Source organism: Bradyrhizobium sp. GW821-FHT13H05 (assembly GCF_058804065.1).
This window is the reverse complement of sequence record NZ_JBXAPO010000009.1, coordinates 56,614-82,518: the sequence shown is the minus strand read 5'-3', so window position 1 is coordinate 82,518 and position 25,905 is coordinate 56,614. Positions and strand designations below refer to the sequence as shown.

The 25,905-nt window shown below is 63.3% G+C and carries 28 protein-coding genes and 1 tRNA gene; 21 read left to right on the top strand and 8 right to left on the bottom strand.

Translation table 11 applies throughout. The features are described from left to right. The first annotated feature begins 58 nt into the window (after window positions 1–58). The 5 genes from AC1RR3_RS25280 (at window position 59) to AC1RR3_RS25260 (ending at window position 4,375) form a co-directional block, all read left to right on the top strand. The gene (locus tag AC1RR3_RS25280) at window positions 59–247 is read left to right on the top strand and encodes a hypothetical protein (protein WP_492825805.1); all 189 of its coding nucleotides are present in this window, start codon (window positions 59–61) and stop codon (window positions 245–247) included. A 40-nt stretch (window positions 248–287) separates the two neighbouring features. Further along, window positions 288–1,994, top strand: a complete 1,707-nt coding sequence (locus AC1RR3_RS25275) for an FAD-dependent oxidoreductase (RefSeq protein ID WP_492826055.1) — start codon at window positions 288–290, stop codon at window positions 1,992–1,994. A gap of 328 nt (window positions 1,995–2,322) precedes the next feature. Continuing rightward, window positions 2,323–2,631, top strand: coding sequence for an EthD family reductase (locus AC1RR3_RS25270; RefSeq protein ID WP_492825804.1), 309 nt, complete (start codon window positions 2,323–2,325; stop codon window positions 2,629–2,631). Window positions 2,632–2,926: 295 nt separating this feature from the next. Further along, a complete protein-coding gene (locus tag AC1RR3_RS25265; RefSeq protein WP_492825803.1) occupies window positions 2,927–3,436 on the top strand; it encodes a hypothetical protein in 510 nt (169 codons plus the stop codon). 114 nt (window positions 3,437–3,550) lie between these two features. Then, window positions 3,551–4,375, top strand: a complete 825-nt coding sequence (locus AC1RR3_RS25260) for an alpha/beta fold hydrolase (RefSeq protein ID WP_492825802.1) — start codon at window positions 3,551–3,553, stop codon at window positions 4,373–4,375. 42 nt (window positions 4,376–4,417) lie between these two features. Here the strand turns inward: AC1RR3_RS25260 and AC1RR3_RS25255 are convergent, their stop codons facing one another. Next, a complete protein-coding gene (locus tag AC1RR3_RS25255; RefSeq protein WP_492825801.1) occupies window positions 4,418–5,059 on the bottom strand; it encodes a TetR/AcrR family transcriptional regulator in 642 nt (213 codons plus the stop codon). 83 nt (window positions 5,060–5,142) lie between these two features. On the opposite strand from AC1RR3_RS25255, the gene AC1RR3_RS25250 reads away from it, so the two are divergent. The 9 genes from AC1RR3_RS25250 (at window position 5,143) to AC1RR3_RS25210 (ending at window position 11,218) form a co-directional block, all read left to right on the top strand. Further along, window positions 5,143–6,081: an SDR family oxidoreductase gene (locus AC1RR3_RS25250; RefSeq protein WP_492825800.1), complete on the top strand. Its 939-nt coding sequence runs from the start codon at window positions 5,143–5,145 to the stop codon at window positions 6,079–6,081. Between the two features lie 26 nt (window positions 6,082–6,107). Beyond that, the gene (locus tag AC1RR3_RS25245; RefSeq protein ID WP_492825799.1) at window positions 6,108–6,767 is read left to right on the top strand and encodes an NAD-dependent epimerase/dehydratase family protein; all 660 of its coding nucleotides are present in this window, start codon (window positions 6,108–6,110) and stop codon (window positions 6,765–6,767) included. Between the two features lie 80 nt (window positions 6,768–6,847). Beyond that, the gene (locus tag AC1RR3_RS25240; protein ID WP_492825798.1) at window positions 6,848–7,291 is read left to right on the top strand and encodes a DUF2948 family protein; all 444 of its coding nucleotides are present in this window, start codon (window positions 6,848–6,850) and stop codon (window positions 7,289–7,291) included. Window positions 7,292–7,452: 161 nt separating this feature from the next. Then, window positions 7,453–8,748, top strand: a complete 1,296-nt coding sequence (hisD, locus tag AC1RR3_RS25235) for a histidinol dehydrogenase (RefSeq protein ID WP_492825797.1) — start codon at window positions 7,453–7,455, stop codon at window positions 8,746–8,748. Further along, on the top strand, window positions 8,745–9,242 hold the full coding sequence (locus AC1RR3_RS25230) for a UPF0262 family protein (protein WP_008134528.1): 498 nt from the start codon (window positions 8,745–8,747) through the stop codon (window positions 9,240–9,242). The genes hisD and AC1RR3_RS25230 overlap by 4 nt, the downstream gene beginning before the upstream one ends. 6 nt (window positions 9,243–9,248) lie before the next feature. Then, window positions 9,249–9,716 carry an arsenate-mycothiol transferase ArsC gene (locus tag AC1RR3_RS25225; protein ID WP_492825796.1) on the top strand — a complete coding sequence of 156 codons (468 nt, stop codon included), beginning with the start codon at window positions 9,249–9,251 and terminating at the stop codon, window positions 9,714–9,716. Between the two features lie 284 nt (window positions 9,717–10,000). Continuing rightward, window positions 10,001–10,630, top strand: a complete 630-nt coding sequence (locus AC1RR3_RS25220) for a Maf-like protein (RefSeq protein ID WP_492825795.1) — start codon at window positions 10,001–10,003, stop codon at window positions 10,628–10,630. 145 nt (window positions 10,631–10,775) lie between these two features. After that, complete coding sequence (gene yacG, locus AC1RR3_RS25215) at window positions 10,776–10,958, top strand: DNA gyrase inhibitor YacG (RefSeq protein WP_492825794.1); 183 nt, start codon at window positions 10,776–10,778, stop codon at window positions 10,956–10,958. 184 nt (window positions 10,959–11,142) lie between these two features. Further along, window positions 11,143–11,218, top strand: a tRNA-Phe gene (locus tag AC1RR3_RS25210). A gap of 110 nt (window positions 11,219–11,328) precedes the next feature. On the opposite strand, the gene AC1RR3_RS25205 is transcribed toward AC1RR3_RS25210, so the two are convergent. The 6 genes from AC1RR3_RS25205 to AC1RR3_RS25180 all read right to left on the bottom strand — a co-directional run bounded on the left by AC1RR3_RS25205 (window position 11,329) and on the right by AC1RR3_RS25180 (window position 17,728). After that, window positions 11,329–12,729, bottom strand: a complete 1,401-nt coding sequence (locus tag AC1RR3_RS25205) for an efflux RND transporter periplasmic adaptor subunit (protein WP_492825793.1) — start codon at window positions 12,727–12,729, stop codon at window positions 11,329–11,331. Further along, complete coding sequence (locus AC1RR3_RS25200; RefSeq protein ID WP_492825792.1) at window positions 12,705–14,240, bottom strand: TolC family protein; 1,536 nt, start codon at window positions 14,238–14,240, stop codon at window positions 12,705–12,707. The genes AC1RR3_RS25205 and AC1RR3_RS25200 overlap by 25 nt, the downstream gene beginning before the upstream one ends. Then, entirely contained in the window at window positions 14,241–15,437 is a 1,197-nt protein-coding gene (locus AC1RR3_RS25195; protein WP_492825791.1) for an ABC transporter permease, read from the bottom strand. Further along, window positions 15,434–16,138: an ABC transporter ATP-binding protein gene (locus AC1RR3_RS25190; RefSeq protein ID WP_492825790.1), complete on the bottom strand. Its 705-nt coding sequence runs from the start codon at window positions 16,136–16,138 to the stop codon at window positions 15,434–15,436. Before AC1RR3_RS25190 ends, AC1RR3_RS25195 begins: the two co-directional genes overlap by 4 nt. Before the next feature lie 214 nt (window positions 16,139–16,352). Then, window positions 16,353–16,826, bottom strand: coding sequence for a hypothetical protein (locus AC1RR3_RS25185; RefSeq protein ID WP_492825789.1), 474 nt, complete (start codon window positions 16,824–16,826; stop codon window positions 16,353–16,355). 191 nt (window positions 16,827–17,017) lie between these two features. Then, complete coding sequence (locus AC1RR3_RS25180; RefSeq protein WP_492825788.1) at window positions 17,018–17,728, bottom strand: helix-turn-helix transcriptional regulator; 711 nt, start codon at window positions 17,726–17,728, stop codon at window positions 17,018–17,020. 562 nt (window positions 17,729–18,290) lie between these two features. Between AC1RR3_RS25180 and AC1RR3_RS25175 the strand changes: the two genes are divergently transcribed. The 6 genes from AC1RR3_RS25175 (at window position 18,291) to AC1RR3_RS25150 (ending at window position 24,804) form a co-directional block, all read left to right on the top strand. Beyond that, entirely contained in the window at window positions 18,291–18,980 is a 690-nt protein-coding gene (locus AC1RR3_RS25175; RefSeq protein ID WP_492825787.1) for a hypothetical protein, read from the top strand. Between the two features lie 166 nt (window positions 18,981–19,146). Beyond that, window positions 19,147–19,818: a hypothetical protein gene (locus AC1RR3_RS25170; protein WP_492825786.1), complete on the top strand. Its 672-nt coding sequence runs from the start codon at window positions 19,147–19,149 to the stop codon at window positions 19,816–19,818. A 673-nt stretch (window positions 19,819–20,491) separates the two neighbouring features. After that, window positions 20,492–20,788 carry an enoyl-CoA hydratase/isomerase family protein gene (locus AC1RR3_RS25165; RefSeq protein ID WP_492825785.1) on the top strand — a complete coding sequence of 99 codons (297 nt, stop codon included), beginning with the start codon at window positions 20,492–20,494 and terminating at the stop codon, window positions 20,786–20,788. 285 nt (window positions 20,789–21,073) lie between these two features. Continuing rightward, entirely contained in the window at window positions 21,074–22,714 is a 1,641-nt protein-coding gene (locus tag AC1RR3_RS25160; protein ID WP_492825784.1) for a winged helix-turn-helix domain-containing protein, read from the top strand. Between the two features lie 528 nt (window positions 22,715–23,242). After that, a complete protein-coding gene (locus AC1RR3_RS25155) occupies window positions 23,243–23,863 on the top strand; it encodes an avidin/streptavidin family protein (RefSeq protein WP_492825783.1) in 621 nt (206 codons plus the stop codon). A gap of 50 nt (window positions 23,864–23,913) precedes the next feature. Beyond that, on the top strand, window positions 23,914–24,804 hold the full coding sequence (locus AC1RR3_RS25150; protein ID WP_492825782.1) for a phytanoyl-CoA dioxygenase family protein: 891 nt from the start codon (window positions 23,914–23,916) through the stop codon (window positions 24,802–24,804). A gap of 20 nt (window positions 24,805–24,824) precedes the next feature. On the opposite strand, the gene AC1RR3_RS25145 is transcribed toward AC1RR3_RS25150, so the two are convergent. Beyond that, on the bottom strand, window positions 24,825–25,040 hold the full coding sequence (locus tag AC1RR3_RS25145) for a biotin/lipoyl-containing protein (protein ID WP_492825781.1): 216 nt from the start codon (window positions 25,038–25,040) through the stop codon (window positions 24,825–24,827). Window positions 25,041–25,481: 441 nt separating this feature from the next. Between AC1RR3_RS25145 and AC1RR3_RS25140 the strand changes: the two genes are divergently transcribed. Beyond that, window positions 25,482–25,757, top strand: coding sequence for a hypothetical protein (locus tag AC1RR3_RS25140; RefSeq protein ID WP_492825780.1), 276 nt, complete (start codon window positions 25,482–25,484; stop codon window positions 25,755–25,757). The last annotated feature ends 148 nt before the right edge of the window (window positions 25,758–25,905 follow it).

The following is a 25,905-nucleotide window of genomic DNA, read 5'->3' as shown; positions in this document are numbered from 1 at the left end:
CTCTTGAGCTGCCGCATTCTCCGGGCATGTTATCGCGGATCGCTGGTATGGACCGCTGATGGCTGACGAGACCGACAAGAGCACGAGACAGGCGAAGGGGGCGCGGGACGACCGGCTGAAATCGGCGCTGCGCGAAAACCTGAAGCGGCGGAAGCTGCAGGCGCGCGAACGCGCCGCAATCACCGACCCCTCGCAGAATGACGATGGTTCCCTAGATGAGGGGACCGCCGGCAAGACCGGCGATTGAAGACCGGCGATTGGAATTTTTGGAGTGCATGGACGTGGCAATGGGGCAGGACGAGCAGCAGCGAACCGATGGCGATCCGCAGATGGCGCGGTTCACGCGCCCTGAACAGACCTTTCCGACGCTGACATCGGCCGAGATCGAGCGTCTCAGGAATTTTGGCGAGGTCCGCAACTACGCCGATGGCGAGTTCCTGTTCGAGACCGGCAAGCCCGGGCCGGGCATGTTCGTCGTGCTGAAGGGGCACGTCGCCATCACCCAGCGCGACGGACTCGGCCATGTGACCCCGCTGATCGACCAGGGTCCGGGGCAATTCCTGGCGGAGCTCAGCCAGCTCTCGGGACGGCCGGCGCTGGTCGACGGCCGCGCGGAAGGCGAGGTCGAGACGCTGCTGTTGCCGCCGCCGCGCCTGCGCGCGCTGCTGGTCGCCGAGGCCGAGCTCGGCGAGCGCATCATGCGCGCGCTGATCCTGCGCCGGGTCAATCTGCTTCAGGGCGGTGTCGGCGGTGTGGTGCTGATCGGTCCGTCGCATTCGGCCGGCGTGGTGCGCCTGCAGGGGTTTCTCACCCGCAACGGCCAGCCGCACCATCTGCTCGATCCCGAACGCGACCGCGATGCCGCCGAATTGATCGCGCGCTATTCGCCCAAGCCGGAAGACTGGCCGCTGGTGGTCGCGGCGAGCGGCGAGGTGCTGCGCAACCCCAGCGAAACCGAGGTCGCGCGCGCGATCGGCATGATCGGCGGCCCCAGCGACAACCGCATCTACGACGTCGCGATCGTCGGCTGCGGACCGGCGGGGCTTGCGACCGCGGTGTATGCGGCCTCCGAAGGGTTATCGGTCGCCGTGCTCGACACCCGCGCCTTCGGCGGACAGGCCGGCGCCAGCGCGCGCATCGAGAACTATCTGGGCTTTCCGACCGGCATTTCCGGCCAGGCGCTGACGGCGCGGGCGTTCAACCAGGCGCAGAAATTCGGCGCCGAGATCATGATCCCGGTGACGGTGAAGTCGCTCGACTGCACGCGCAAGGACGGCGCCTTTGCGGTCGCGCTCGACGGCAGCGATCCCTTGCGGTCGCGCGCGGTGGTGGTCGCCAGCGGCGCGCGCTATCGCCGCCCGGAGATCGAGAACCTCGACAAGTTCGAGGGCCGCGGTGTCTGGTACTGGGCGTCTCCGGTCGAGGCGAAGCTGTGCGCAGGTGAAGAGGTCGCTCTTGTCGGCGCCGGTAATTCGGCGGGGCAGGCGGCCGTGTTCCTGTCGGGCCATGCGAAACGCGTGCTGATGATCATCCGCGGCGGCGGCCTGGGTGCCAGCATGTCGCGCTATCTCATCGAGCGCATCGAAGCGACGCCGAACATCGAATTGATGTTCAACACCGAGATCACCGCGCTCGAGGGCGACGAGGCCTCGCTGCTGCGGCGCATCCGCTGGAAGAGCCGGCTGTCGGCGGACGAGGATTCGGCCGACATCAAGAATCTCTTTTTGTTCGTCGGCGCCGATCCCGCCACCAACTGGCTCGACGGCTGCGGCGTCACGCTCGATCGCGGCGGCTTCGTCGTCACGGGCGCGCAGTCCGAGCTGAACCAGGGCAAGCTGGTGGCGCCGCTGGAAACCTCCGTGCCCGGCGTCTACGCCGTCGGCGACGTCCGCTCCGGCTCGGTCAAGCGCGTCGGCGGCGCCATCGGCGAAGGCGCGCAGGTCGTGGCCTCCCTGCACGGCTATCTCGGCGACGCCGCAAAACCCGCGCTTTAGAGCGTTTTCGAGCGAAGTGGATACCGGTTCGCGTGAAGAAAACGCGTCAAGCAAGAATCTAGAGCCATTTCCGTTCTGATCCCATCGGAACGGAAATGGCTCTAGTCAAGGACAAGACAAGACAAGAAGATGGCAAGGCGAATGTGACTTGCCATTTTGCCACATGATACAGACTATCCCCTCATCCTGAGGAACGCGGAACGCGCGTCTCGAAGGATGAAGGCCCGGAACGACGACCCGGGCCTCGATGGTTCGAGGCGCGTGCTTCGCACGCTCCTCACCATGAGGGTCTAAGATCTACAAACAAAACGCTTAACGGGAGGACTAAATGGCCGAACTCGTCGTGCTCTACAAGACGCCCAAGGACGCTGCCGCCTTCGATAAGTATTATGCCGAGACCCACATTCCGCTCGCCAAGAAATTGCCCGGCCTGAAGAAATACGCCGTCAGCACGGGGACGGTCGGCTCCCCCGCCGGACCGTCCGGAATCCATCTCGTCGCGATTCTCACCTTCGACAACGTCGCCGCCATCCAGTCGGCCTTCGCCAGCGAAGCAGGCAAGGCCGCGGGAGGCGACGTCCCGAAATTCGCCAGTGGCGGCGCCGATCTGCTGATCTTCGACACCAAGGAAGTATGAGACGCGATTCGACTTTCGTCGAAACCTGAGAGCTCGTAGCCCGGATGGAGCGAAGCGTAATCCGGGACAGCACCTCCACACGCGAGACCCCCGGATTTCGCTTCGCTCCATCCGGGCTACCAACAACAAACTGCTGTCGTTTGTGACAGCGTTGCAAAAAAATAAGCCATGCGTTTGTCGATTCGCACGACGACGCATGGCTACGCGCGTAAGTGTGACGCCAGCGCATGTGGCAATCTGATGAGGACCGTAATATCAATCTCTCGACCTCAATGCAGAGAGTAGGAGAGATGTCATGGTCCTTGGGTTGAGCCTGCCCGCCTTCACGTTGGTCCATGTCGTCATCAGCCTGATTGGAATCGTCGCCGGCCTCGTCGTGATGTTCGGCCTGCTCGGCTCGAAGCCGATGCCGGGCCTCACCGCGATCTTCCTGCTGTTCACGATTCTCACCAGCGCCACCGGCTTCCTGTTTCCGTTCAAGGAGCTGCTCCCGTCGCACATCATCGGCATCATCTCGCTGGTGCTGCTCGCGATCGCCTGCATCGCGCTGTACGGCTTTAAGCTCGCGGGCGTCTGGCGTCCGGTCTACATCGTGACCGCGATGATCTCGCTCTATTTTAACGTCTTCGTGCTGGTGATCCAGTCGTTCCTGAAAGTGCCGGCGCTCGCCGCGCTCGCGCCTGCCGTGCCGCCGAATCCACCGGGAGGTCCCGTGTTCGCCGTGGTGCAGGGCATCGTGCTGGTGTTTTTCGTGGTGCTGACCGTCGGCGCCTGGCGCCGCTACAAGCCGATGACGTTTGCTTGATCGCACGTTCGCGGTCGGTGCGCGGCATCGACCTTGCGCTATCGCACAACCATCTCCGTGTCGCCGGCTCGCGTGTTGCGGGCCCCGGATTGATTCTCACTGAAGGAGCCATTCATGCCCACCATCACCACCAAGGACGGCGTCGAGATCTTTTTCAAGGATTGGGGCGCGGGCCAGCCGATCGTGTTCAGCCATGGCTGGCCGCTGTCGTCCGACGATTGGGACGCGCAGATGATGTACTTCGTCACGCGTGGCTACCGCGTCGTCGCCCATGACCGCCGCGGCCACGGCCGCTCGGCGCAGGTCGCCGACGGTCACGACATGGATCATTATGCCGACGATCTTGCCGCGGTCACCGCGCATCTCGATCTCAAGAACGCCATCCATGTCGGCCATTCCACCGGCGGCGGCGAGGTCGTGCACTACATCGCGCGTCACGGCGAGAGCCGGGTGGCGAAGGCTGCGATCCTCTCGGCGGTGCCGCCGCTGATGGTGCAGACCGCGGCCAATCCCGGCGGCCTGCCGAAGAGCGTGTTCGACGACTTCCAGGTCCAGCTTGCCGCCGGCCGTTCGGCGTTTTACCGCGACATCGCCGCAGGTCCGTTCTACGGCTACAACCGTCCCGGCGCAAAACCGTCTGAAGCCGTGATCCAGAACTGGTGGCGCCAGGGCATGATGGGCGGCGCCAAGGCGCATTACGACGGCATCGTCGCGTTCTCGCAGACCGATTTCACCGAGGATCTGAAGAAGATCAGCGTGCCGGTTCTGGTGATGCACGGCGACGACGACCAGATCGTGCCTTACGCCGATTCCGCCCCGCTCTCGGCCAAGCTGCTCAAGAAGGGCATTCTGAAGACCTACAAGGGTTTTCCGCACGGCATGCCGACCACGCACGCCGAGACCATCAACGCCGACCTGCTGGCGTTCTTCAAGGAGTAAGGGTGTGTCGCTGCTTACCCTCCTCCAGGGGAGGGTAAGCAGTCACTTCAATATCGCCCGGATCGCATCGAAGGTGCGCTTCACGAAAGTCTCCGGCTTCTCGCGCGCGCCTTCGGAGAGCCAGCTTTCGCCGCCGATACGCATTGCGCCGGTGGCGATCATCGCGACGAGCCGCGCCTTCATCCGGTCCGACTTGCGTCCGGAGCGTTGTGCGAGTCCGTCGGCCAATGTTCGCTCGAGCTTTTCGTATTTGAGCTGGTCGCGCGCGTGGAGGGCGGGATTGTCGCGCTTGAGCCGCGACATCGCTGCCGCTTCAGCCGGATCGATCCGCTTGACCGCCGCCGCGATCGCATTCTCCGCCGCCGTCAGCATGGATTCGTCCGCTGGCCTTGCGAGGATCTCGGCGACAAGCGCGGCCGCGGCATCCTCCTGCCAGGCGGCGACCACGTCCTCCTTGGACGCGAAATAATGGAAGAAGCTGCGGCGCGACATGTCCGCTTTCGCCGCGATGTCGTCGATGGTCGTGGCCTCGAAGCCGCGTTCCAGGAACAGCGCCATCGCCGCCCGCTTCAGCCGCTCGCGGGTCTGCTGCTGCTTGCGCGCGCGCAGCCCCGGTGCCGCCGGCGATTTTCCTTCCGGCGACAAGGGCTTGGCGCTTTTCCTGGCGGACTTCGAAACCTTCAAATTATTTCACCTCTTGCAAATTTGCACTCAGTGCACATTTAGACCGGTCGCGGGCCTTTTCCAGCCCCGAACGGAGATATGGCATGACCGACTGGAGCACGGCAGACATACCCTCTCTCAGCGGCAAGACCGCTGTCGTCACCGGGGCCACGGGCGGCCTCGGCTACGAGACGGCGATGGCGCTGGCGGGCGCCGGTGCCATTGTCATACTCACCGGACGCAACGAGGCAAAGGGCCTGCGCGCGATCGAGCGCATTTGCGAACGGTTTCCCAATGCGCTGATCGCATACGAGCAGCTCGACCTCGCCAGCCTTGCCTCCGTCGCCGATTTCGCCAGGCGCTTTGCCGCCAGCAACGAACAGCTCGACCTGCTGGTCAACAATGCCGGCGTGATGGCGCTGCCGAAACGGCAGCAGACCGAGGATGGTTTCGAGATGCAGCTCGGCACCAATTATCTCGGCCATTACGCGTTGACGGCGCGCCTGCTGCCGCAGCTTCGCCGGGCGAAGGCGCCTCGTGTGGTCAATCTCTCCAGCCTTGCGCACCGCTCCGGCGCGATCAATTTCGACGACCTCCAGGGCAAGAAATCCTATCGTCCGTGGCGGGCCTACTGCCAGTCCAAGCTGGCCATGCTGATGTTTGCGCTCGAGTTGCAGCGCCGCAGCCTCGCCGCCGGCTGGGGCCTGACGAGCCTCGCCGCCCACCCGGGCTATGCGCGGACCGATCTCATTCCGAACGGTCCGGGCGCCAACACCTTGCAGTGGCGTGTGAGCCGCTGGCTCCAGCCCTTGATCAGCCAGTCCGCAGCCGAAGGCGCGCTGCCGACCTTATTCGCTGCGACCTCGCCGGCTGCGGAGCCCGGCGGCTATTACGGTCCCAACTGGTTCTATGAATTGAAGGGGCTGCCCAGGGCGGCGAGGATCATGCCGCAGGCAAAGGATTTTGCGGCGTCAGCCATGCTGTGGGATGTCTCGGCAACGCTTACCGGTGTATCCTTCGACGAGATCGCGGTCGCCGCATGAGCCGCGACATCGTTGGGGACGCTCCGATGCGAGTCATCATCTTCGGCGCGACCGGTATGGTCGGGCAGGGTGTTTTGCGCGAATGCCTGATCGATCCCGGCGTCGATCGCGTGGTTGTGGTCGGCCGCAGCCCGACCGGCGTGCGCAACCCCAAGCTCACCGAGATCATCCACGACGACTTCACGAACTATTCGGCAATCGAGTCCCAGTTGACGGGCTTCGATGCCGGCTTTTTCTGCCTTGGCGTCTCCTCGATCGGCATGAGCGAAGAGCGCTACCGCCATCTCACCTATGACCTCACGCTCGCTGCCGCGACGACGCTGGCGCGGCTCAATCCGCAGATGACATTCACCTATGTCACCGGCGCCGGCACCGATTCCACCGAGCAGGGCGCGCGGATGTGGGCGCGGGTCAAGGGCAAGACCGAGAACGATCTGCTCAAGCTGCCGTTCAGGGGCGCCTACTTGTTCCGTCCCGGCGCGATCCAGCCGCTGCACGGCATCCGTTCCAAGACGGCCTGGGTGCAGGCGGTCTACACCGCAACCTGGCCGCTCTGGTCGGTGCTGCGCCGGATCTCGCCGCGGCTCGTCACCTCGACCGAGCAGATGGGCCGCGCCATGATCCATGTCGCCCGGGCCGGCTATCCGAAGAAGGTGCTGGAAATGGAGGATATCAATAGCCTCTAGTCCACAAGCCCGTTAGTTGTAAGGAAATTTCGGCGTCCGCGCGCGTTGAGGCTATTTGCCCCCGAGGAGAAGTGTTGGTGATGTCTCCCCAGCTCAAAATGATCGCGCTCGACGCCGACGATCTCGCCGTCATCTCGACCCATGTGCAGGACGCCCGGGTGCAGGCTTCGGACATCATCTGGCGGCAGGGCGAGAAGCGTCTGGTGGTCGGCATGAGCCGGCTGGACTGGGAGCAGACGCTGGATGGTGACGCCGAGCCGCGCCGGCTGGTCGCAGCACTGCGTTTCGACCGCGTGCTCGCCTGCAAATCGCGCAACATCGATCTGACCGCGCTGGACAAGGTTTGGGACCTCGTCGGCGTCGAGTTTCACCCCCAGGACGGCCGCGAAGACGAGCCGGGCGGCAGCGCCCTGCTTTTGTTCGCCCAAGGCGGCGCCATCCGCCTCGACGTCGAATGCCTGGAATGCGAGCTGACCGATCTCGGGGCGGACGAGCTGGGGACGGGGATCGAGGGGGAGGGGTGAGGTGGCCGGTATACCAGCGAAACCAGCTCGGGCCTCCGCTGGACCGGCGTCTCCCAAGGGGGTGACTGCCAAGGGTTGACGCAGCTTCCCCGCCGCGCCATTGAGCAGGGGGCCCGGTGAGCCAAGCCGCGCCTCCAAAACCAGCAGAAGCCAAGCCAAAGATGCCCGTCCGTCTCGACCGCAGCAGCGCCGATTTTGACCAGCGATTCGCGGCCTTCCTCGCCGCCAAGCGCGAGGCATCGGCCGACGTCGAGGCCGCCGCGCGCGCCATCGTCGACGACGTGGCCAGGCGGGGCGATGCCGCGCTGCTCGAGGCCACGGCAAAGTTCGACCGGCTGAAGCTGGATGCATCCGGCCTGCGCATCACCGCGGCCGAGATCGAGACCGCGGTGAAGGCCTGCGATGCCGAGACTCTGGATGCGCTGAAGCTCGCGCGCGACCGTATCGAGACTTATCATCGCCGCCAATTGCCGAAGGACGAGCGCTTCACCGATCCGCTTGGCGTTGAGCTCGGCTGGCGCTACACCGCGATCGAATCCGCGGGTCTCTACGTTCCCGGTGGCACCGCGGCCTATCCGTCCTCGGTGCTGATGAATGCAGTACCCGCCAAGGTCGCCGGCGTCTCGCGCCTCGTCATGGTGGTGCCCTCGCCCGACGGCAAGCTCAATCCGCTGGTATTGGCTGCTGCACATCTCGGCGGCGTCACCGAAATCTACCGCGTCGGCGGCGCGCAGGCTGTCGCCGCGCTCGCGCACGGCACCGCGACCATCGCGCCGGTCGCAAAAATCGTCGGCCCCGGCAATGCCTATGTCGCCGCCGCGAAGCGGCTGGTGTTCGGCAAGGTCGGCATCGACATGATCGCCGGCCCCTCCGAGGTGCTCGTGATTGCCGACGACACCGGCAATGCCGACTGGATTGCCGCCGATCTCCTCGCGCAGGCCGAGCACGATGCCAGCGCGCAGTCGATCCTGATCACCGACTCGGCGCGCCTTGCCGCCGATGTCGAGAAGGCCGTCGAGGCGCAGCTGAAGACGCTGCCGCGCACTGCGATTGCGAGTGCGTCCTGGGCCGATTTCGGCGCCATCATCATGGTGAAGAATCTCAACGACGCGATCCCGCTCGCGGATGCCATCGCCGCTGAGCATCTCGAGATCATGACTGATGATCCGGATGCGCTGGCCGCAAGGATCCGCAACGCCGGTGCGGTGTTCCTTGGGCCCCATACGCCCGAAGCGATCGGTGATTACGTCGGCGGCTCCAACCACGTGCTGCCGACCGCGCGCTCGGCGCGATTCTCCTCGGGCCTCGGGGTCGCCGACTTCATCAAGCGCACCTCGATCCTGAAATGCGGCCCGGACCAGCTGCGTGCGCTGGGGCCGGCCGCGATGACGCTTGGCAAAGCGGAGGGGCTGGATGCCCATTCGCGCTCGATTGGATTGCGCCTCAATCTGTCATGACAAAGCCGCCCGAACAGGACGACTCGCAGAACCGCATCGTCGGCGTCACGCTCGACGAGGAGTCGATCGGCCGTTCCGGGCCCGACATCGAGCACGAGCGCGCGATCGCGATCTACGATCTGATCGAGCAGAATCTGTTCGCGCCGGAGGGGGCGGACGGGAAGGGCCCGTTCACGCTGCATATCGGTATCACCGGCAATCGCCTGATGTTCGACATCCGCCAGGAGGACGGCACGCCCGTGGTCGTGCATCTGTTGTCGCTGGGGCCGTTCCGGGGGATCGTGAAGGACTATTTCATGATCTGCGACAGCTACTATCAGGCGATCCGCACCGCGACCCCGGACAAGATCGAGGCCATCGACATGGGCCGCCGCGGCATCCATGACGAGGGTTCGCGCACGCTGCAGGAGCGGCTGAAGGGCAAGGTCAGGGTCGACTTCGAGACCTCGCGGCGCCTGTTCACGCTCATTACTGTTCTGCACTGGAAAGGTTAAACGCGGATGGCTGCGCCCCCACGCGCACGCGATCCACAATCGGTGCTGTTCGCCTGCGCCATGAACAGCGTGCGCTCGCCGATGGCCGAGAGCCTGCTGCGGCACATGTTTCCGCAAGGCCTCTACGTGAAGTCGGCCGGTGCGAGGAAGGGCGAGCTCGATCCGTTCGCGGTCGCCGTGATGGACGAACTGGGGCAGGACATCTCCACCCACAAGCCGCAGACCTTCGAGGAGCTGGAGGACTGGGAGGGGCTGAATTTCGACCTCATCATCACGCTCTCGCCCGAGGCGCACCACAAGGCGCTGGAGCTGACCCGCACGCTCGCCGCCGACGTCGAATACTGGCCGACGCAGGATCCCACCACCATCGAAGGCAGCCGCGACCAGAAGCTCGCCGCCTACCGCGACGTCTGCGACCAGCTCTTGATGCGCATCCGCAGGCGGTTTGCGAAAGTGGGCGCGGCCTCTGGCTAACTCTCGTGCCCCGGACGCAGCGCAGCGTGCAACGGTGCGCTGCAGAGCCGGGGCCCATCTCATCGCAAGCGCAAGCTCCTGGGTCCCGGCTCAGCGTCGTAGCATTTCATGCCGCGCCGCGTCCGGGACACGAGACCTCCCGTAACACCAGCGTCACAGACTGAGGGCACAGGCATGTCGGAAACCTCGAATCACCAAACCTCGGGTTCCCGGGTTGTGAAATCGGCCCCCTTCCGATAGGTTCCGCGCGCAATTCACCCCTGCCTCATCCCCCAAATCACCTGATGCTTGGCCGCCCCAAATTCGTACTTGCCTCCGGTTCGCCGCGGCGCCTGTCGCTGCTCAACCAGGCCGGCATCGAGCCGGACGCGCTCCGGCCGGCCGACGTCGACGAGACGCCGAAGCGGGGCGAGCTGCCGCGCGCCTGCGCCAACCGTCTCGCGCGGGCCAAGGCCGATGCGGCGCTCAAGTCGGTGCAACTCGACGACGAGCTGCGCGGCGCCTTCATCCTCTCCGCCGACACGGTTGTGGCGGTGGGCCGTCGCATCCTGCCCAAGGCCAATCTGGTCGACGAGGCGGCGCAGTGCCTGCGGCTGCTGTCGGGCCGCAACCACCGCGTCTACACCGCGATCTGCCTGGTCACGCCGCGCGAGGCCTTCCGCCAGCGCCTGGTCGAGACCCGCGTCCGCTTCAAGCGCCTCTCCGAGGACGACATCCAGGCCTATATCGGCTCCGGCGAATGGCGCGGCAAGGCCGGCGGCTACGCCGTGCAGGGCATCGCCGGCTCCTTCGTGGTGAAGATGGTGGGGTCCTACACCAACGTGGTCGGCCTGCCGCTCTACGAGACCACCACGCTGCTCGGCGGCGAGGGCTTTCCGATCCGCTTCGGCTGGCTCAACGCCACGGCCATCTAGCGCGCCGACAAAAATCTCGAAAACAACCCCATGCACAGTAGAATGGGCCCTCCGGACCCCGGCGGAGCCGCATGCGCCGGCGCCGCAAGAACCGCTTTGCCGACAGGCTCTTGAACTCCCTCACCTCGTGTAAGCTGCCGCCATCATGGACAACCAAGTCAAAACGCCCGCCGACCCCGTCAAAAGCTGCTCGATCTGCGGCAAGCCGCAGTCGCAGGCCACCCGTCCGTTCTGCTCGTCGCGCTGCCGCGACGTCGATCTGAACCGCTGGCTGAAAGGCTCCTACGTCATCCCCGGCCGCGATGACGAAGCGGATGGGGAAGAATAGCTAAATAATATCAATAATTTGCTGAGGTACCCGATCGACCGCGCGCTCGCCGCGGCAAGCCCGCCCCACCTTGTGCACAGCCGGGCCGCGCCCGGCGAAACCTCTTGGCGAAGCCGGGTGGACAGGCCGCTCTCAGCCCACTATAAACCGCCCGCTCGATGGGCTTTGGCCTCTCTTGGAGCACGCCCAGGTAGCTCAGTTGGTAGAGCATGCGACTGAAAATCGCAGTGTCGGTGGTTCGATTCCGCCCCTGGGCACCATTCCCTCAGCAAATTTGCGAACCGGGGTTCTCGCCCGGCCAAGCGTGGCCCTGCTATCGTCGTTCGAGCCGGTGACGCGCGAGATCGACAAGCACGTGCCTGTGCGCAGTTCACCGCGGAGGATCCGGCTCGGAGACACGTCCGATATCGGAAGAGGTCAGAACGACAACCTCTCCCGTCTCCAGACCGCCCAGCACCTCGACGCCAGTTTCGGTGGTTGCTCCTAAGACGACGGGCCGGTCGAACTCTCGGCCCGATCCTGGCTCACGGATTCTGACCATTGGCTTCACGCGGGTACCGCCTACGGCTTCGATGGGAACGACCAGCGCCTTTGCATTCGCCATCAGCTCGATCGTCATCCGGGCCGACATGCCCAGCCGCACCATATCGCGCCGCGCCGCTTCGACCGATATGGCCGCGCGGACTTCGAACGAGGGAGCCGGATTTCCACCCTGATTGGCATTCGCTTCGGCGCTCACACCCACGATGTGCCCTGCGATCTCGCCGGCGAAAGCGTCGCTGGTGATCATCGCAGCCTGGCCGACGTGCACGCGATTTACATCGACCTCGTCGATCCTGCCGACCACGATCAAGGTCGAAAGATCGGCAACGGAAAACAAGGCCTGCCCGCGGCTGACCCGGCTTCCGGGCTCGGTCGAGAGAGACCCCTGAGTGCTGGGTGCTGTCGCCGGCGGGCGGACCAGGATGCCTGACGAGGGGGCGAACACTGTGCTGCCATCGAGTTGCTGTTTCAGGTCCGCCAGTCTGGCCTGTGCGTTCTTCATTTCCAGATCCGCCAGCTGGCGGTATTCGGCGTTGCCACGTGCGAGCGTGGTTTGCAGGTCCAGGCGGCTGCTGGCGGCTGCAACCCGTTGTGCATCCCGCTGTTGCATCAGCCCATCGAATTCGTTGCGCGAGACGATCCCGCGATCGAACAGGGCCTTGGTCTCGGTCACCTGGCGTTCGAGGACTGCAAGCGTGGCGTCTGCAGCCTCGATCGCGCGCTTGGCACGCGTGACATCCGGGCTGGTGTCCCAATGGACCAGGACGTCAAGCCCCATGCTGGCCTTGAGCAGGGATCCTTGAGCGTCGCGAAAACGGCTTTGCACTTCCCCGGGGTCCATGATGAGAACCGTGTCACCCGCAGCGACACGATCGCCCAGCTGCACCTTGCGCTCGAGTATGGGGCCGTCGAACGGCGCCACAATCGGGACCGTCTTTCCGGATCTCAAGGTACCGGTCAGGGTCAGGCGTGAAACGACGGCGCTCGGTGCAACCGTGAACGTACGGGCGGTCGTCAGTCCGGCTGGAGTCTGTGGCGGCGAGACGCCGTTCTGCCAAAACCAGGTCGTCAAGCTCAACGCGACAACGGCAAGCAGAGCGGCCGCGATCGTCACGCGTTTGATTTGTCGTGGGACAAATCCGGTCATGCATGCGCGCACCGGGCGCTTCGTCTCCGCGGCGTCCGGCGTCTCGGCGTTCACAGTCAGTCTTTCAACGCGATGCGCCATGTCTCTAGCGTCGTCCCCAATTGGATATCCAGAAGCGTGAGCGCGTTGAGATAGCCGATCATGGCGCCGAGCTGCTGGCTCTCCGCCGACCTCAAATCGTTCTCCAGCCCACGCACCTGGAAATTGGCCGAGCGGCCGGCCTTCAATTTCTCCTTCTCGATCTCCACGGCTCGGGCAGCCAGATGGCCGGCGCGACGTGCCACTTCGAGCTGCCGCCAGCGGATGTCCACATCCGTAAACGAACCGCGCACCTGGAGCTCCACGCCCTGGCGGATGCTGGCAAGCTGCAACTCCGATGTCTGCAATGTCGAGGTCGCCTGCACGAAAGGTTGCTCGCGGCGCAGATCGTTGAGCGGAACGCTGAACGCCGCGCCGACCGTCACGTCGGAGATCCGTTCGGAAACGAAAGCGCCGCCGCCTGTGGTCGTCACGCGCCCGAACCGGCCGCTTGCGAAGACCGACAGGTCCCACAACCGTTCATTCTGGGCGACGACAATGCCCAACTTGTTTTGCTCGACGACGAGAACCTGCCCGAGATAATCCGGGCGCTGGGCCAGCGCGATCTGCATCAGCCGCGACAGGTTCGTCGCGATCCGCGCCGGATCGGTGCTCTCCCTGGCCACGATCGCGGCACCGAGGTCGATGGACAGAAGGTTCAGCAACTGCAGACGCGCCGAATCCAGCGTCTTCGTCGCCTCGAGCACGCGAATGCGTTGGTTCTCGAGGTCGGCCTCGGTCTGCACGATATCAACTTCGGCCATGCGTCCGGCGGTGATGAGGGTGCGGTTGATGTCGAGGAGCTCCTGCGCGCGCCCGACCGATGCCTGCGCCAGCTTCAGCTCCTCCTGGGCCTGCAGAAGTGCACGATAGGCGAAGATGACCTGGCCGACGCTCTCTGAGACCGTCGCCTTCAGCCGCAGTCGGTTGATCTTCTCCGTCAGGCGGGCGGCCCGCACCGGCGCCATGTTGACGTCGACGCCGCCTCCGCGCAGCAGAGGCTGCGACAATGTCAGCTCCGCCGTGGAGCTGCGTGTGACGATGCCGGCTGTATCGGTCATGTGGTTCGCCCAGGCCAGGCCGAACGTTGCTCCCGTCGGCAGCAGGGCAATGGCGGCCGGCGTGATCTCGGCACTCGTCGTGTTGATGCCGGCAACCTGCTGACGGGTCGCGCCTCCGCTGATCGAGAAATGCGGCGTGAAGCGGTCCTCGACCACCCTCAGATCGAACTTCTGCGCGATCCTGTCGACATAGGCGCTGCGGATCGTCCTGTTGTCGCGCAGCGCAATCGCGATCGCATCGGCAACGGTGAGTGAAATGCCGGCTGGCCTGGCTACCTCCGTGTCGGCTGTGGCGGCCGGCTGCGCCAGGGCTGCCGATGGACGTGCCGCGCGCTTCGCTTTGACGGCGGGTTTTGAGCCTGGCTCCTGCGCCGCTGCGCCGACAAGCGGGACGGCGGCTCCGATCAGCAGCGCGAACGCAATTCCAAGCCGGTGCTTCCGCCGCGCGCCCATCTAGTCCGACCTCAAGGCGACAATCGGATCGAGCCGGGCGGCGCGCGCCGCGGGATAGCTTCCGAAGAACAGGCCGACGACGAGCGCCATGCCGGCCCCCAGCGGCAATGCGACAGGTGCCATAGCGAAGGTCCAGCCGGATGATCGGGCGAAGAGCCAGCCGGTCAGCGTCCCCAGCACCGTGCCGATCGCCGAGCCGGCCGCCGAGAGCAGCAGGGCTTCGATCAGGAACATCACGCGGATATCGTGGCGACGTGCACCGATCGCCAGCCTGATGCCGATCTCCCGCCGCCGCTCCATGACGCTCATCAGCATCACGTTCATCACGCCGACGCCGCCCACCACCAGCGAGACCGTCCCGATCGCCAGCAGCAGGAGGCCGTAGATGCGCATCTGCTGATCGAGGGTCGCGATCAGCTGTCGCGCGGTCTGCACGCTCACGCCGCCGCCGCGCATGCGCGCGCCGAAATATTCGGAGATATTCTCCGAGACGATCGTATCATCGTTCGCGATGTCGATCCGTGCCGCGACATTGGTGATTTGAGGGGACGGGATCAGGCGGCGTGCGGCCGCATAGGGAATGACGACGGATCGGTCGAGATCGAGGCCGAGGACCATATTGGAGTAGACGCTGGCGAGGATGCCGATGACGGTCATGACCTGGCCGTCGAGTGAAATCTGGTCGCCGATCCTGACGGGCCTGCCGGTGCTCGCCGCGATGTCTTTGGTGAGAACGGCCCCGAGCACTGCGAACGGCGCAAACCCGTCGAGATCGGACGTCCGTCGTCCAGTCGCGATCTCGGCCTTGGCGAGCGAATAGATACCGTCCGTCGCGGCGACGAGGTTGGCCTGAAGCGAGGAGCGGCCGATCCTGACGGACGTGCCCGTGAGGATGAAGGGAGCCGCGGCGATGACGCCGACCCCGACCGCGGCGACATCACGAGCGGCGTCGAGGGGGATCACGGCATTTTTCATTCCGTCCGATCTCGGGGTGACGTTCACGAGGTCGATGCCGAGCACGTCGAATTGCTGCATCGTCTCCTTGCGGGCATTGTAGCCGATGTGAAGCATCGCGATCACGGCGGCTGTCCCGATCGCGATGCCGACCAGCGCAAGGACGGTGCGCCCCCTGAGGGCCTGCAAGTTCGAAGCGGCATCGAAAGCGAGTTCGCGCAGAACCATGCGATCGCCGCTCATGCCGTCGCTCCGACGCAGCGGAGCTCGCCTCTGTTGTCGTCGACGACGCCGCCGTCGCGCATGATGACGCGCCGCGGGCAACGCGCCGCGAGCGAGGAATCATGAGTTACGATCACCATGGTGACCCCGGACTCGCGGTTCAGGGACAGGAACAGGCCGAGGATGTCGTCGGCGGATTGGCTGTCGAGGTTGCCGGTGGGCTCGTCGGCGAGGAGCAACGCAGGCTCGCCGACGAGGGCCCGGGCTATGGCCACCCGCTGACGCTGCCCTCCGGAGAGTTCATCGGGGCGGTACGCCAGACGATCCGCAAGGCCGACACGATCGAGAGCGGTGGCGGCAGCCTGCCGGCGCCGCGCGCCCGCGACGCCGCGATACAGCAGCGGCAACGCCACATTGTCGAGTGCGGACAGGCGCGGCAGCAGATGGAACGACTGGAAGACAAAGCCGATGTGCTGGTTGCGCAGTCGGGCCGCGTCGTCCTCGCGCAGGCTTGCGACGGATATTCCGTTCAGATGAATCTCGCCGCTGTCGGGCCGGTCGAGCAGCCCCATCAGGTTCATCAACGTCGTCTTGCCCGAGCCCGACGCGCCTGTCAGCGCGCACATGTCTCCGGCGTTGATCAATAGCGTGACGTTCCTCAGCACGGGCGCGCCGCCCGCAACTCCGGCGTAACTCTTGCTGGCGCGGGCAATGCTCAGCATTCCGCGCGACCTCGGTGACGATAGGGCTGCGAACCGCGGTGAAGGCCTAGGACCAATGAACGCTTTCGATCGTCCGAACGATTGAGCAGGCCAGTCAAATGATCGCGATGCTGCAGCACCACGGGTGAGCCGCGCCGCTGCAACATTGCTAGTTTGTCGGGATTGTCCGGCATGGGTGTCTCGTGCCTACGAGACACCCACAGGGGCAGCATCTCTAGTTCATAGTGGTGACGTTAAAGACGTAGGTGCACGTCGCAGGGTTTTCACTGACAAGGGCCCATTGGCAGCTTGGACTAGTGCCAGTCCCGTTACCCTTAGAAAAGGAGATGCTCTTGCCCTCACATCCTGGTCCCGGAAATGTGCTGTTCGGTCCGTAGGCGCTAACCACGAGCTGGCACGACTTTCTCGTGAGACCGTCCATATAGTAGAACCGCGTGCTCATGGTGCGAATGTACTGGGTGCTCGCGGCCGTGTGCGTGAGCACTCCGGTCGTGCCGCTGTTGATGTCATGCGGGATAGTGCAAGTGCCGCCGTTACAGGCGTTGTATGCCGCTGTAAAGTCACGCCCCATGCTGAAGCCGGTGCTGTTGGTCCAGTTGACGGTGATGGTGTCATTGGCATGAACCGTCGTCGCGAAGGTCGCGACGGCAACAAGAGCGGGTAGGATGGAGCGCAGGATATTTTTCACAGTGTCTTCTCCGCTGACAGAACTGGAAAGCCGCGAGCCGCAGCATCCGGCGGAGAGCTAAAAGGATCATGCGGGTGTATCGCAATCTGAGATAATAAAACTTGACACACTCGCCTTGGACATTTCGACAATTTCTATGTCGCGCGCGGGCACGCGTGGCTCTCGAAGAGAGAGCGAGCGTGCGTCGCGCGTCAGGCCTCGATGATGTCGAGGCTGACGGCCCTGGCGATCGACTGCATAAGAGTCGCGCATTCCAGCTTTGTGCGTGCGCCCTGCAGATAGAGGCGGACGGCCGTCGGCGACAGATGCAGGTCGGCGGCGATCTGCTTCGGGCTGAAGCCGCGCGCGGCGAGCTGAAGTGTCTCGCGCTCGCGTGCCGAGAGCGATCGTCCGAGCTCCTGTGGTCGCAAGCCTGCGAGCCGCACGGCCTGATCGTGAATGAAATGGGCGATGACCAGAAAATCCCGCATATAGGTCATCCGCCGGCTGGCCCAGGTGTCGGTGGTGACGTTCGAGGCGATCGACAGGCGTGCATGCTCGCCGCCCGGTCCTCGGATCGGAATAGTAATGCCGCGAACACCCGCTTCGTGAAAGATTGCGCGCGCATCCTGCGCCTCCGGCGCGGCCTGGTCCCAGTCGTATGGCAGGAAGGCGCTTCGGCCGCTTTGAAAGACGGAGCCCATTTGAAGGCCACCGTGCTCGAGGTATTGCCTCGCCAGATCATCGTCGGATGAGAGCAGCATGAGAGGGGTGAGCGGACTGATCTCGGGGCGGTGCGCAGCCTGGTAGGCTACAAGCGTGAGGCCATAGTCTTTCGAAATCCGCGCCAGCGCGCGTTTCAGTTCATCGAGAGTCGTCGCGCCCGTGATGCTTGCGAGAGTTTCTTCGATCGGCGGAAACATTTGCGTTCCCCAGTCTTATTCCAGTCGTGAGTTCGCCGGGGCGTTGAGTATTCCCGGTTGGGTTGTGGTAGTGGCGGGAGCTGGTGCGAAGCCGTTGGTATGGCGTCGCATCGTTTTGATCGCTGTCTCGTGAGCGCGAAATCCGATCGATCCATGTCACGCGTGTTCGCTGCGCGATGGTTCGTCGCGTGCGGGATCTTCGCGGCGCGTCATTTGGACGCATGAACAGGTCGACCCCGGAGCTCAGCCCCGCCATTTAACAGTCAATTCACCATTGGGGGCTGAGTTGCAATTTCGCAGATTGCGCGGGCTTGACCGGAACCGTTAGCCTGCGAGCACTGATTCGACTTCGCGCCTTGAGGTTGATCAGCCGTGAGTGCGATGAACGCGACCGGGAGCCCCGTCTATGGCGACATGGCATCCTTGTCGATGCGTCCGCTTCGGTCGGTCGAAACTGACTGGGGTGCGACGGCTATCGTGACGACTGGCATGAGGCCAGCCCCCTGCTTGTGACCCGGCAATGATTGGCGGACGTCCAGGTAACACAGACCAGGAGGCCTAAATGGTTGCCATCAATTCCGTCGGCGCGACAGCGCTCACCATCCTGAAAGCCGCCAACGCTCAGACGGCTGCCGCGCCCGAAGCAAGTCCCGTCAGCGTCGTCCCTCATGTCAACGCTCTGTCGTCTCGCCTGGCGCCGGGCGTGTCTGACGCGCTGCTGAAGATCGACGCGCTCATCAACGGAAAGGACGTGCTCGTCAATGCAAAGACGGCCGCGGCGAATGCAGGGAAGTCTGCTGGCGGGGTTATCTCTCGCGAAGGTTTTGTCGCTTCGCCCATGATGAAGCTCTCCGAGCTTCCCGCGGATCAGGCCCAGTATCTGAAGAGGTTCGGCGCGGATGCAGCGGTGCGCATTGAGGGCGTCGAATTGAGCGATGCAGATTTTGAGCGAACGGTCCTCCAGTTCGGCATGGAGAGCTGGAAGGATCTGCCGGGCTTCAACGACGCGCTTGCCAACGGAACGTTGAAGATCCAGCGGGCAAGCGACGTGCCCGAAATCGGCTACGAGTCGTTTCAGTACGATCTCTATAGCGGCGGAAACTATTTCGGCGGCGTAGGCTGGAGCGGCATCAACAACAAGAAGCTCTACTTCGAGATCCAGGCGCAAGGCATTCGACAGGCCTTCGGGTCGATCCGGGGGCAGGAGTTCTACGTGACCTGGCCGGACGCGAGCTTGGCGAAACCTTCGTAAGGGCCCCGGACCAACATCATCGCGCCCTGTCGGTTCATCCGTTCCGACCTCGTCGGAACTGATGAACGCGCGGCTGCTATCGTGACGACTGGCATGAAGCCAGCCCCCTGCTTGTGACCCGGCAATGATTGGCGGACGTCCAGGTAACACAGACCAGGAGGCCTAAATGGTTGCCATCAATTCCGTCGGCGCGACAGCGCTCACCATCCTGAAAGCCGCCGGCGCTCAGACGGCGACCGAGCCTGAAACAAGTCCCGTCAGCGTCGTCCCGCATGTCAACGCTCTGTCCTCGCGCTTGGCGCCGGGCGTAGCTGACGCGCTGCTGAAGATCAACGCGCTCGTCAACGGAAAGATAGCTGCGGCGAATGGAGCGGGCTCTGCTGGCGGGGTTATCGCTCGCGAAGGCTATGTCGAATCTCCCATGATGAAGCTCTCCGAGCTTCCCGCGGATCAGGCCCAAGATCTGAAGGGGTTCGGAGCGGATGCGGCCGTGCGCATCGATGCCGTCGCGGTGAGCGATGCGGACTTCAAGCAAATGGTTCTCCAGTACGGTACGGAGGCCTGGACCGATGAGCCGGGCTTCAACGAGGCGCTTGCCAACGGAACGTTGAAGATACAGCGGGCAAGCGACGTGCCCGAACTCGGCTACAAGTCGAATCTGTACGATCTCTATAGCGGCGGAAACCTCCTAGGCAGCGTAAGCTTCGGTAGCAGTACCTTCAACAAGAAGCTCTACCTCGAGATCCAGGCGCAAGGCATTCGTCAGGCGACCGGGTCGATCAATGGGCAAGATTATTACGTAACCTGGCCGGACGCGAGCCTGGCGAAACCTTCGTAAAAACTGATCAGCCCCGCGGCGTCGGCCCGTACCGGAAGGAGCGGGGGCAGCGCTGAAGCAGATCGGCAGGTCGTCGGACATGCCGATCAGCTACGGAGATAGCGACGCATCGGCGGTGACCGCCGGTGCTCTCCGGCAACGCGAGAGAGGGCGGCCTTCCCCCGGGGTTATACCTCATCGCGCACGATGAAGCTCTCCGAGCTTCCAGCGTATCAGGCCCAATATCTCAAGAAGTTGGGGGCGATGCGGCCGTCCGCATTGGCATCGCCAGCGCGGGGGAAGCAGCCTGTCCGTCCCACCAGCGATCACCCCTTATTCCCCATAATTCATATCATAATTTCAATAGTATACGAGTTCGCAATTTTGTTCTGAATGGCGCACCATTTCTACGCTAGACCGCGACTTTGTACGATCGCGACCGCTATCGTAGGCGGAAGAATCAGCTTGAACCAAGTGCGCTCTCGCCGCAGCCCATCAATGATGAGGACGAGCCCTTAGTCCCCGCTGTCAACGATGCCGGATGTTTCGTCAAGTCTCGTAGCCACATCGCGCCGTTCAGATTTGCCGGACCAGCTCAGACAACCCGTTGCATCATTCGGGTGCCGAATAAGCCCAATTCGCGCCCGCCAGCTTCCGTTGTGGATGGCGAGCGACTACCCGAACTGGAACGAAAGTGCTGGGACTTCCTCCACATTCTCGCGAGGAGCGCCGCGGCGCTGGGTGTGATATTCGCTTGAGAGTGGTTGTGTTGACCGGCGCAGGACAAAGCTTCTGTGCCGGGATGGACCTGAACTTCCTTGGTCAGCTCGCGGACAAGCCGGCTGAACTCGCGAATTTCTCCGCCGGCGCGCGCGGCATCACCCGCTCACCGAAACCGATCATCACCATGGTGAATGGCTATTGTTTCGGTGGCGGCTTCGTGCCGCTGATCGCGAGCGACCTCGCTACCAAAATTAGCCTAAATATCTAATATTATTAAGAAAAATTCGGAATGGCGTCGCTATTGGTAGCGGGCAGCAGCCTTCGGCTTGCGCAATTGCACCGTCAAGTTGCTCCCGAGGAAAATACAGCGAATCTCTATCATCAACCTGGGCAATATCTCTGCTCTGTCGGACCATTCCGAGATAATAGAGGCGGTTGGAAACCGTGGTGGTAGTCACCCGCTCATGGCTTGCTTGTTTGTGCTTGCGACAGAGCCACTGACGAGAATACTAGTCGGTCGACATCTGGTTGATTGCTTTTTTGGGGTTGGGAAGTGGAGAAGGCACAGGGGCTTCGTTTCGGGGACATGGTCCTTGATGAAACATGCCTCTTCGCGCACCGTAACGGACGGAAGATTCAATTCACCAGAAACGAGCGCGCGCTGCTGCTCGCTCTGACGCAGAACCCACGTCGTCTGATGCGCCGCGACCGGCTGCTCGACGAGATCGCGTCGGAATCCGACGTCTCCGACCGCAACATCGATTTTCTGGTCAATAGGTTGCGGACCAAGCTCGGCGATAGCGCCAAATCGCCAAATTTTATCGCCACACAATACGGCGAGGGTTACGTCTGGATCGCGGTTCCGTCTCCCGTAGTGCCAATTGATGCGCTCCTGGTTATCGCGCCGGCTTTCGGGCCGCAGGGACGTCCCTTCAGTCGGCAGGCGTCTTCCCTGGTCGATCAGCTACGCGAGATGATCGCCGCGGGTGTTGGCGATAGCCACAAGGTCACCGTTGCCGAGGACTGGAACTCCACCGCCACGGACAGGCTGCGTTATTTCCTGCAAGTGAGCTTTTATGCCGGCAACGGGCACCTTGATGGCGCGGCCACCTTGCGGGAAATGCCGTCGAGGCGGATCGCAAAAGCATTTCGGCTCGATCTCGACATGGCGGACGCCGCAGCGTTCACAAGCGAGGCCAGCCGGGTTTCGAATGGCGTCATCGAGGTGCTGCGCAAGGCGCTCGGCCACGCCTCGACAGGGCTCGGTATACGCGCCGATGAGCCAGCTGAAACGCGGCTTCAAAAGGCTTCGAGCGTGTTGCTGTCGACAAATCCGAGGTGGGTGGAAGGTGGCGAGCAACTGGGGAGGGATCGCAAGCAGGATCCTGACAATGCGGATATCGCCCTGCAATGGTGCCTGCATCTGTTCACGCGCCTCACGACGACCAATCCGTTCGGCGAGATGAGCCTTGAAGAACGCTACCGCATGGAAAGCGAGATCGACGCCACGGTGCTGGACTGCCTGCCAGCCATCGAGGCGAACCCGCTGCTGATGCTGGCAGCCGCCAAGCTGCTGTACTTCATCAATCGAGGTCATCTCGAACTGGCGGAGGATATCCTCGAACGCGCCTTCGCCCAGACAACGGACTTTGCCGGGGCCTTGCCGGTCATGGGACAATTGCGCTATGCGCGCGGCCAATTCGACGAAGCTGTCCAATACTTCGACCGCGGCATCGCGATGGTCGAACTGAACCCTCTGTACCACATACATATCCGGGTCCTGAAATGCCTCGCCCTCCTTGCTGCCGGCAACCACGCGGCGCTTGAAGGCGCCGTCCCCACGATCGATCCGGACATCCCTTGCCCCCCTGAAATCGCATGGATGATTGCCTGGACGTTCGCGCCGGCCGATCAGGAATTGCCGCAGGCGTCGGCGGATGCGCTTGCCGCGATCGGCCCCGAGGGCGCGATCGGCGCGGTCGAATATCTCTATTTCACGTCGGCGCGTCATCTCGTTTCGGAGCAGGCGCGCGCCAACCTCATGCATAACCTGATCGCGCATGTGACAAGATTCCATGGCGAGCGGGTGGTCCCGGCCTTCATTCTCCGGAGCATCGGCAAGGTCTCTCCGGGTGAACACACTCACGGACAAACGGCGCTCGAAGCGGGCATCGGCGCACGCCTCAAATATTGAGCAAACAATTGGTTGCTTTAGCTTCAACAGTTTAGCTGGTGTCTTTATCGAGCTCGAAGTACGTCCCGAATGCGCGGCAAATGATGCGAGCTTCGAATTCGCGACACTAGAGCATTATCGGTTCTGATTGAATCAGAACCGAAGCTCTAGATTCTTGTTTTGACGCGTTTTCTTCACGCGAACCGGTATCCACTTCGCTCGAAAACACTTTAGGCAAGCCGTTCAGTACGAAATCACGCGCGGAGCGGTCTGCGGTGGCGTTTGTTGCGCATCCCCCGCAACGGTTAGATCGCGATCTGAAGCGAATGTTGGTATCGGTGGTTGCACCTCCGGGATCTGAACCTCGCCAGGGGGCGAACCAGCGGCGGGTTCCGGCTGGCCGTAAGCGATGCTTCCCAGCGAGCCAGGCTGCCAGCCAATAACAAAGCAGGACTCCCGCGATTGTGGGTTTGTAATCTCCGCCATCGTGCCAAGCGCTCACGCCACCATACTGAGAACAAACAGTGGTTCCTCGTGCGGTGGTTGCGTATGATTCCCTCCCCGGGCACCATTCCTCCCGAAACGAAATTGAAGCCTTCGGGCTGTGCGGTCGATTTGGCATGGGCCTCGCCCATGAACATGGCTGGCGTGCGCGTCATTGGAACGATGCCTCCAGCTCTCTCGCTTGAAGGTCTGGCTAACTTTAAGTTGCGTCGATGCATTCTTCTAGCTATGGTTCGTCATTCTCTCCGGGAGGTGGCCATGGTTCGCGTCATTGCGCTGCTGTTGATCCTCATGGGCGTTTCGACCGTATGCGCCTCTGCGCAACAACTCCCGATCCCGTCGTCCTGGCAGAATCAAAGTGGCTCCGAGCTGACCGTCTTTGCGCCCGGCGCGAACGGTGGCTTTGTGGGCCAATACGTCAATCAGGCATCAGGCTTCGATTGCCAGAACATGCCGTTCGACGCGAGCGGCAGGTCAGGCGCGGGCAATGTGCGCTTCGTGGTGACCTGGAAGAACAGCTTCAAGAGCTGCAATTCCGTTGCGGCCTGGACTGGCACGCTGGCTGGCAACGTCATGAACACGCAGTGGGAGCTGGCCTATGTCGATTCCGCGACCGGGCGGATCAAGATCGCCAGGGGCAATGATGTCTTTCGCCGGACGCGCTAGCGGGGATTCTGCCATGGCCCCGGTGCGTGCCATGCGCTGGCATTGAGAAATTGACCGGCGCCCTGAACGGGACACGGGATCTCCGCCGCCAAGCGGATGAGCTCTTCGTCGACGGATATTGCGTCATCGACGATGTCCTCGGTCAGGAAGACTTGATCCGGCTGCGGGCGATCTGCGACGCCCAGACGACGGACGAGGAGCGCAAATTTCCCGGCGATCGATTTTTGGGCCATGTCACCGACATCAGCGCGCTTCCGGAGCTCGGCTGGTTCGTCGGGCTCGAGCAGCATTATCTGCTGCTGCGCGCGCTGGGATTTCCGGATCCGAAATGGTTCATGGGCTTCGTCATCCAGAAGCCGCCGCACAGCCCCGGCCTGTACTGGCACCAGGATTGGTGGGGGTGGTCGGACGAGGTGAGCTTCGGCGATCGACCGCCACTTCTCGTGCTCGCCTTTTATCTACGCGACGTCGGTGCGGAGAACGGATGCCTGCGCGTGCTGCGCGGAACGCATCGCAGGCGGCATGAGCTTCATGCGGCGATGAGCCGAACCGCGGAATTGCTGGGCGAAGATGGAGAGCGTCAAGCACATCCTCTGCTCGCCGCGCCTCCCGATGCAGTCGATGTGCCGGTCCGAGCCGGAGACCTGGTGGTGCAGGATGCGCGGCTATTGCACGCCACGCATCCCAACGCGTTGCCGGACTGGCGTCCAATGATCTTTCTGTCGGTCATTCCCGACATGACCTGGTTGTCCGAGGCGGTGCAGGCCACCGTTGAGATCAAGCGACCGAAAGTCGAACGGTCGTGGCCTGCCCAGCACTACGACCTCGTCTGCGTCCGGCAGGCCCGTTACCACGGCACGGCAGAGCCGACGCCGATCAATCGGATCGCCGTGCCACGCGGCAGCGGCGCGCAAGCGGACGGCGCGACCAGAGCGCGATGACATCCTGATCTCATCGCCCTTCAGGCGATTGTGATGGCCGGCGTATCCGGGACGGCGGGATCTCCCGGCTTCACCGCCACGTCGGTGACGGTGCCCGCCACCGTCGCGCGCTGGATCAGGAGTGTCTTGCCGAATTCCACTGCGAAGAGATGCTGCTGAGGAGTCACATTGTCGCCCTGCTTGACATAGACCTCGACGACAATTCCGCCGGTCGGGACCTGAATAATCGTTGGCATCGCCATCTCCTTTGGACGAGTTGTCGAGCGCTTCCCTCCCGCGGCAGCAGATGCTCTCGCCCGCGATCTTTTGGAAACGAGTGCCGTTCTATTCTTCTATTTAAAGTAGCACAATGCCGGAATTCCGTCCACTGCATAAATGGCGTCGGAACGTGAGCGGCCAGCTATCCGCAGCTCCTGGTCCTGAACGCGAAAACCGACCCACCGCCGAACGCGCGTTCGACGATGGGCCGTTCCGGGTGGATGCCGCGAAACGCGTATCGCGCCACAGACCACTATCCCAATCGCTCAGCTGGATGGCTGTTCCTCCCTGCCGCGCGCCTCAGGGCAGGTGTGGTCAATACTGTACGGACGAGACCCATGGGCCAGTGGCACGCTGGCGCTGTCGCCAGGAACTCGGGGCGGAGGCCCGTGTTGCCTTGCGCAACCCACCAAGGTGTCATGGACCAGAAGAAATCGATCGGCGGGCCACTTTCGGATATCCGAGCGAGCAATGCGTCTCATTCCGCTCTGCTTCCCCCCGGCAAGAGCTTTGAGCACCTGAGCGATCAGAGCGTGCTCCGGCTGTATGAAGGTATTCGCCACCAGGTCGAAGCCGATCGAGCGATGGGCAGCCGATATCGGCTGGTCGGCAACGCAGCCAAGGAGCGGGCGCAGCGATTGCAGGCGGAGCTGGTCCAAAGAGAACTGAAGTTCATGCCGATCATCTGGCCGTAGATGGCGGGCATATCACTGCGTTGAATGCACTCTTCGCGTAGCCCCCGACGAGCACCAGATCGCATTCCCTCCCCGGACAACGCCAGGCATCATCACACTGTCATCGCCCCGTCATTGGTGCTCCATTAATCGCTGCTCCTTTCGCCGC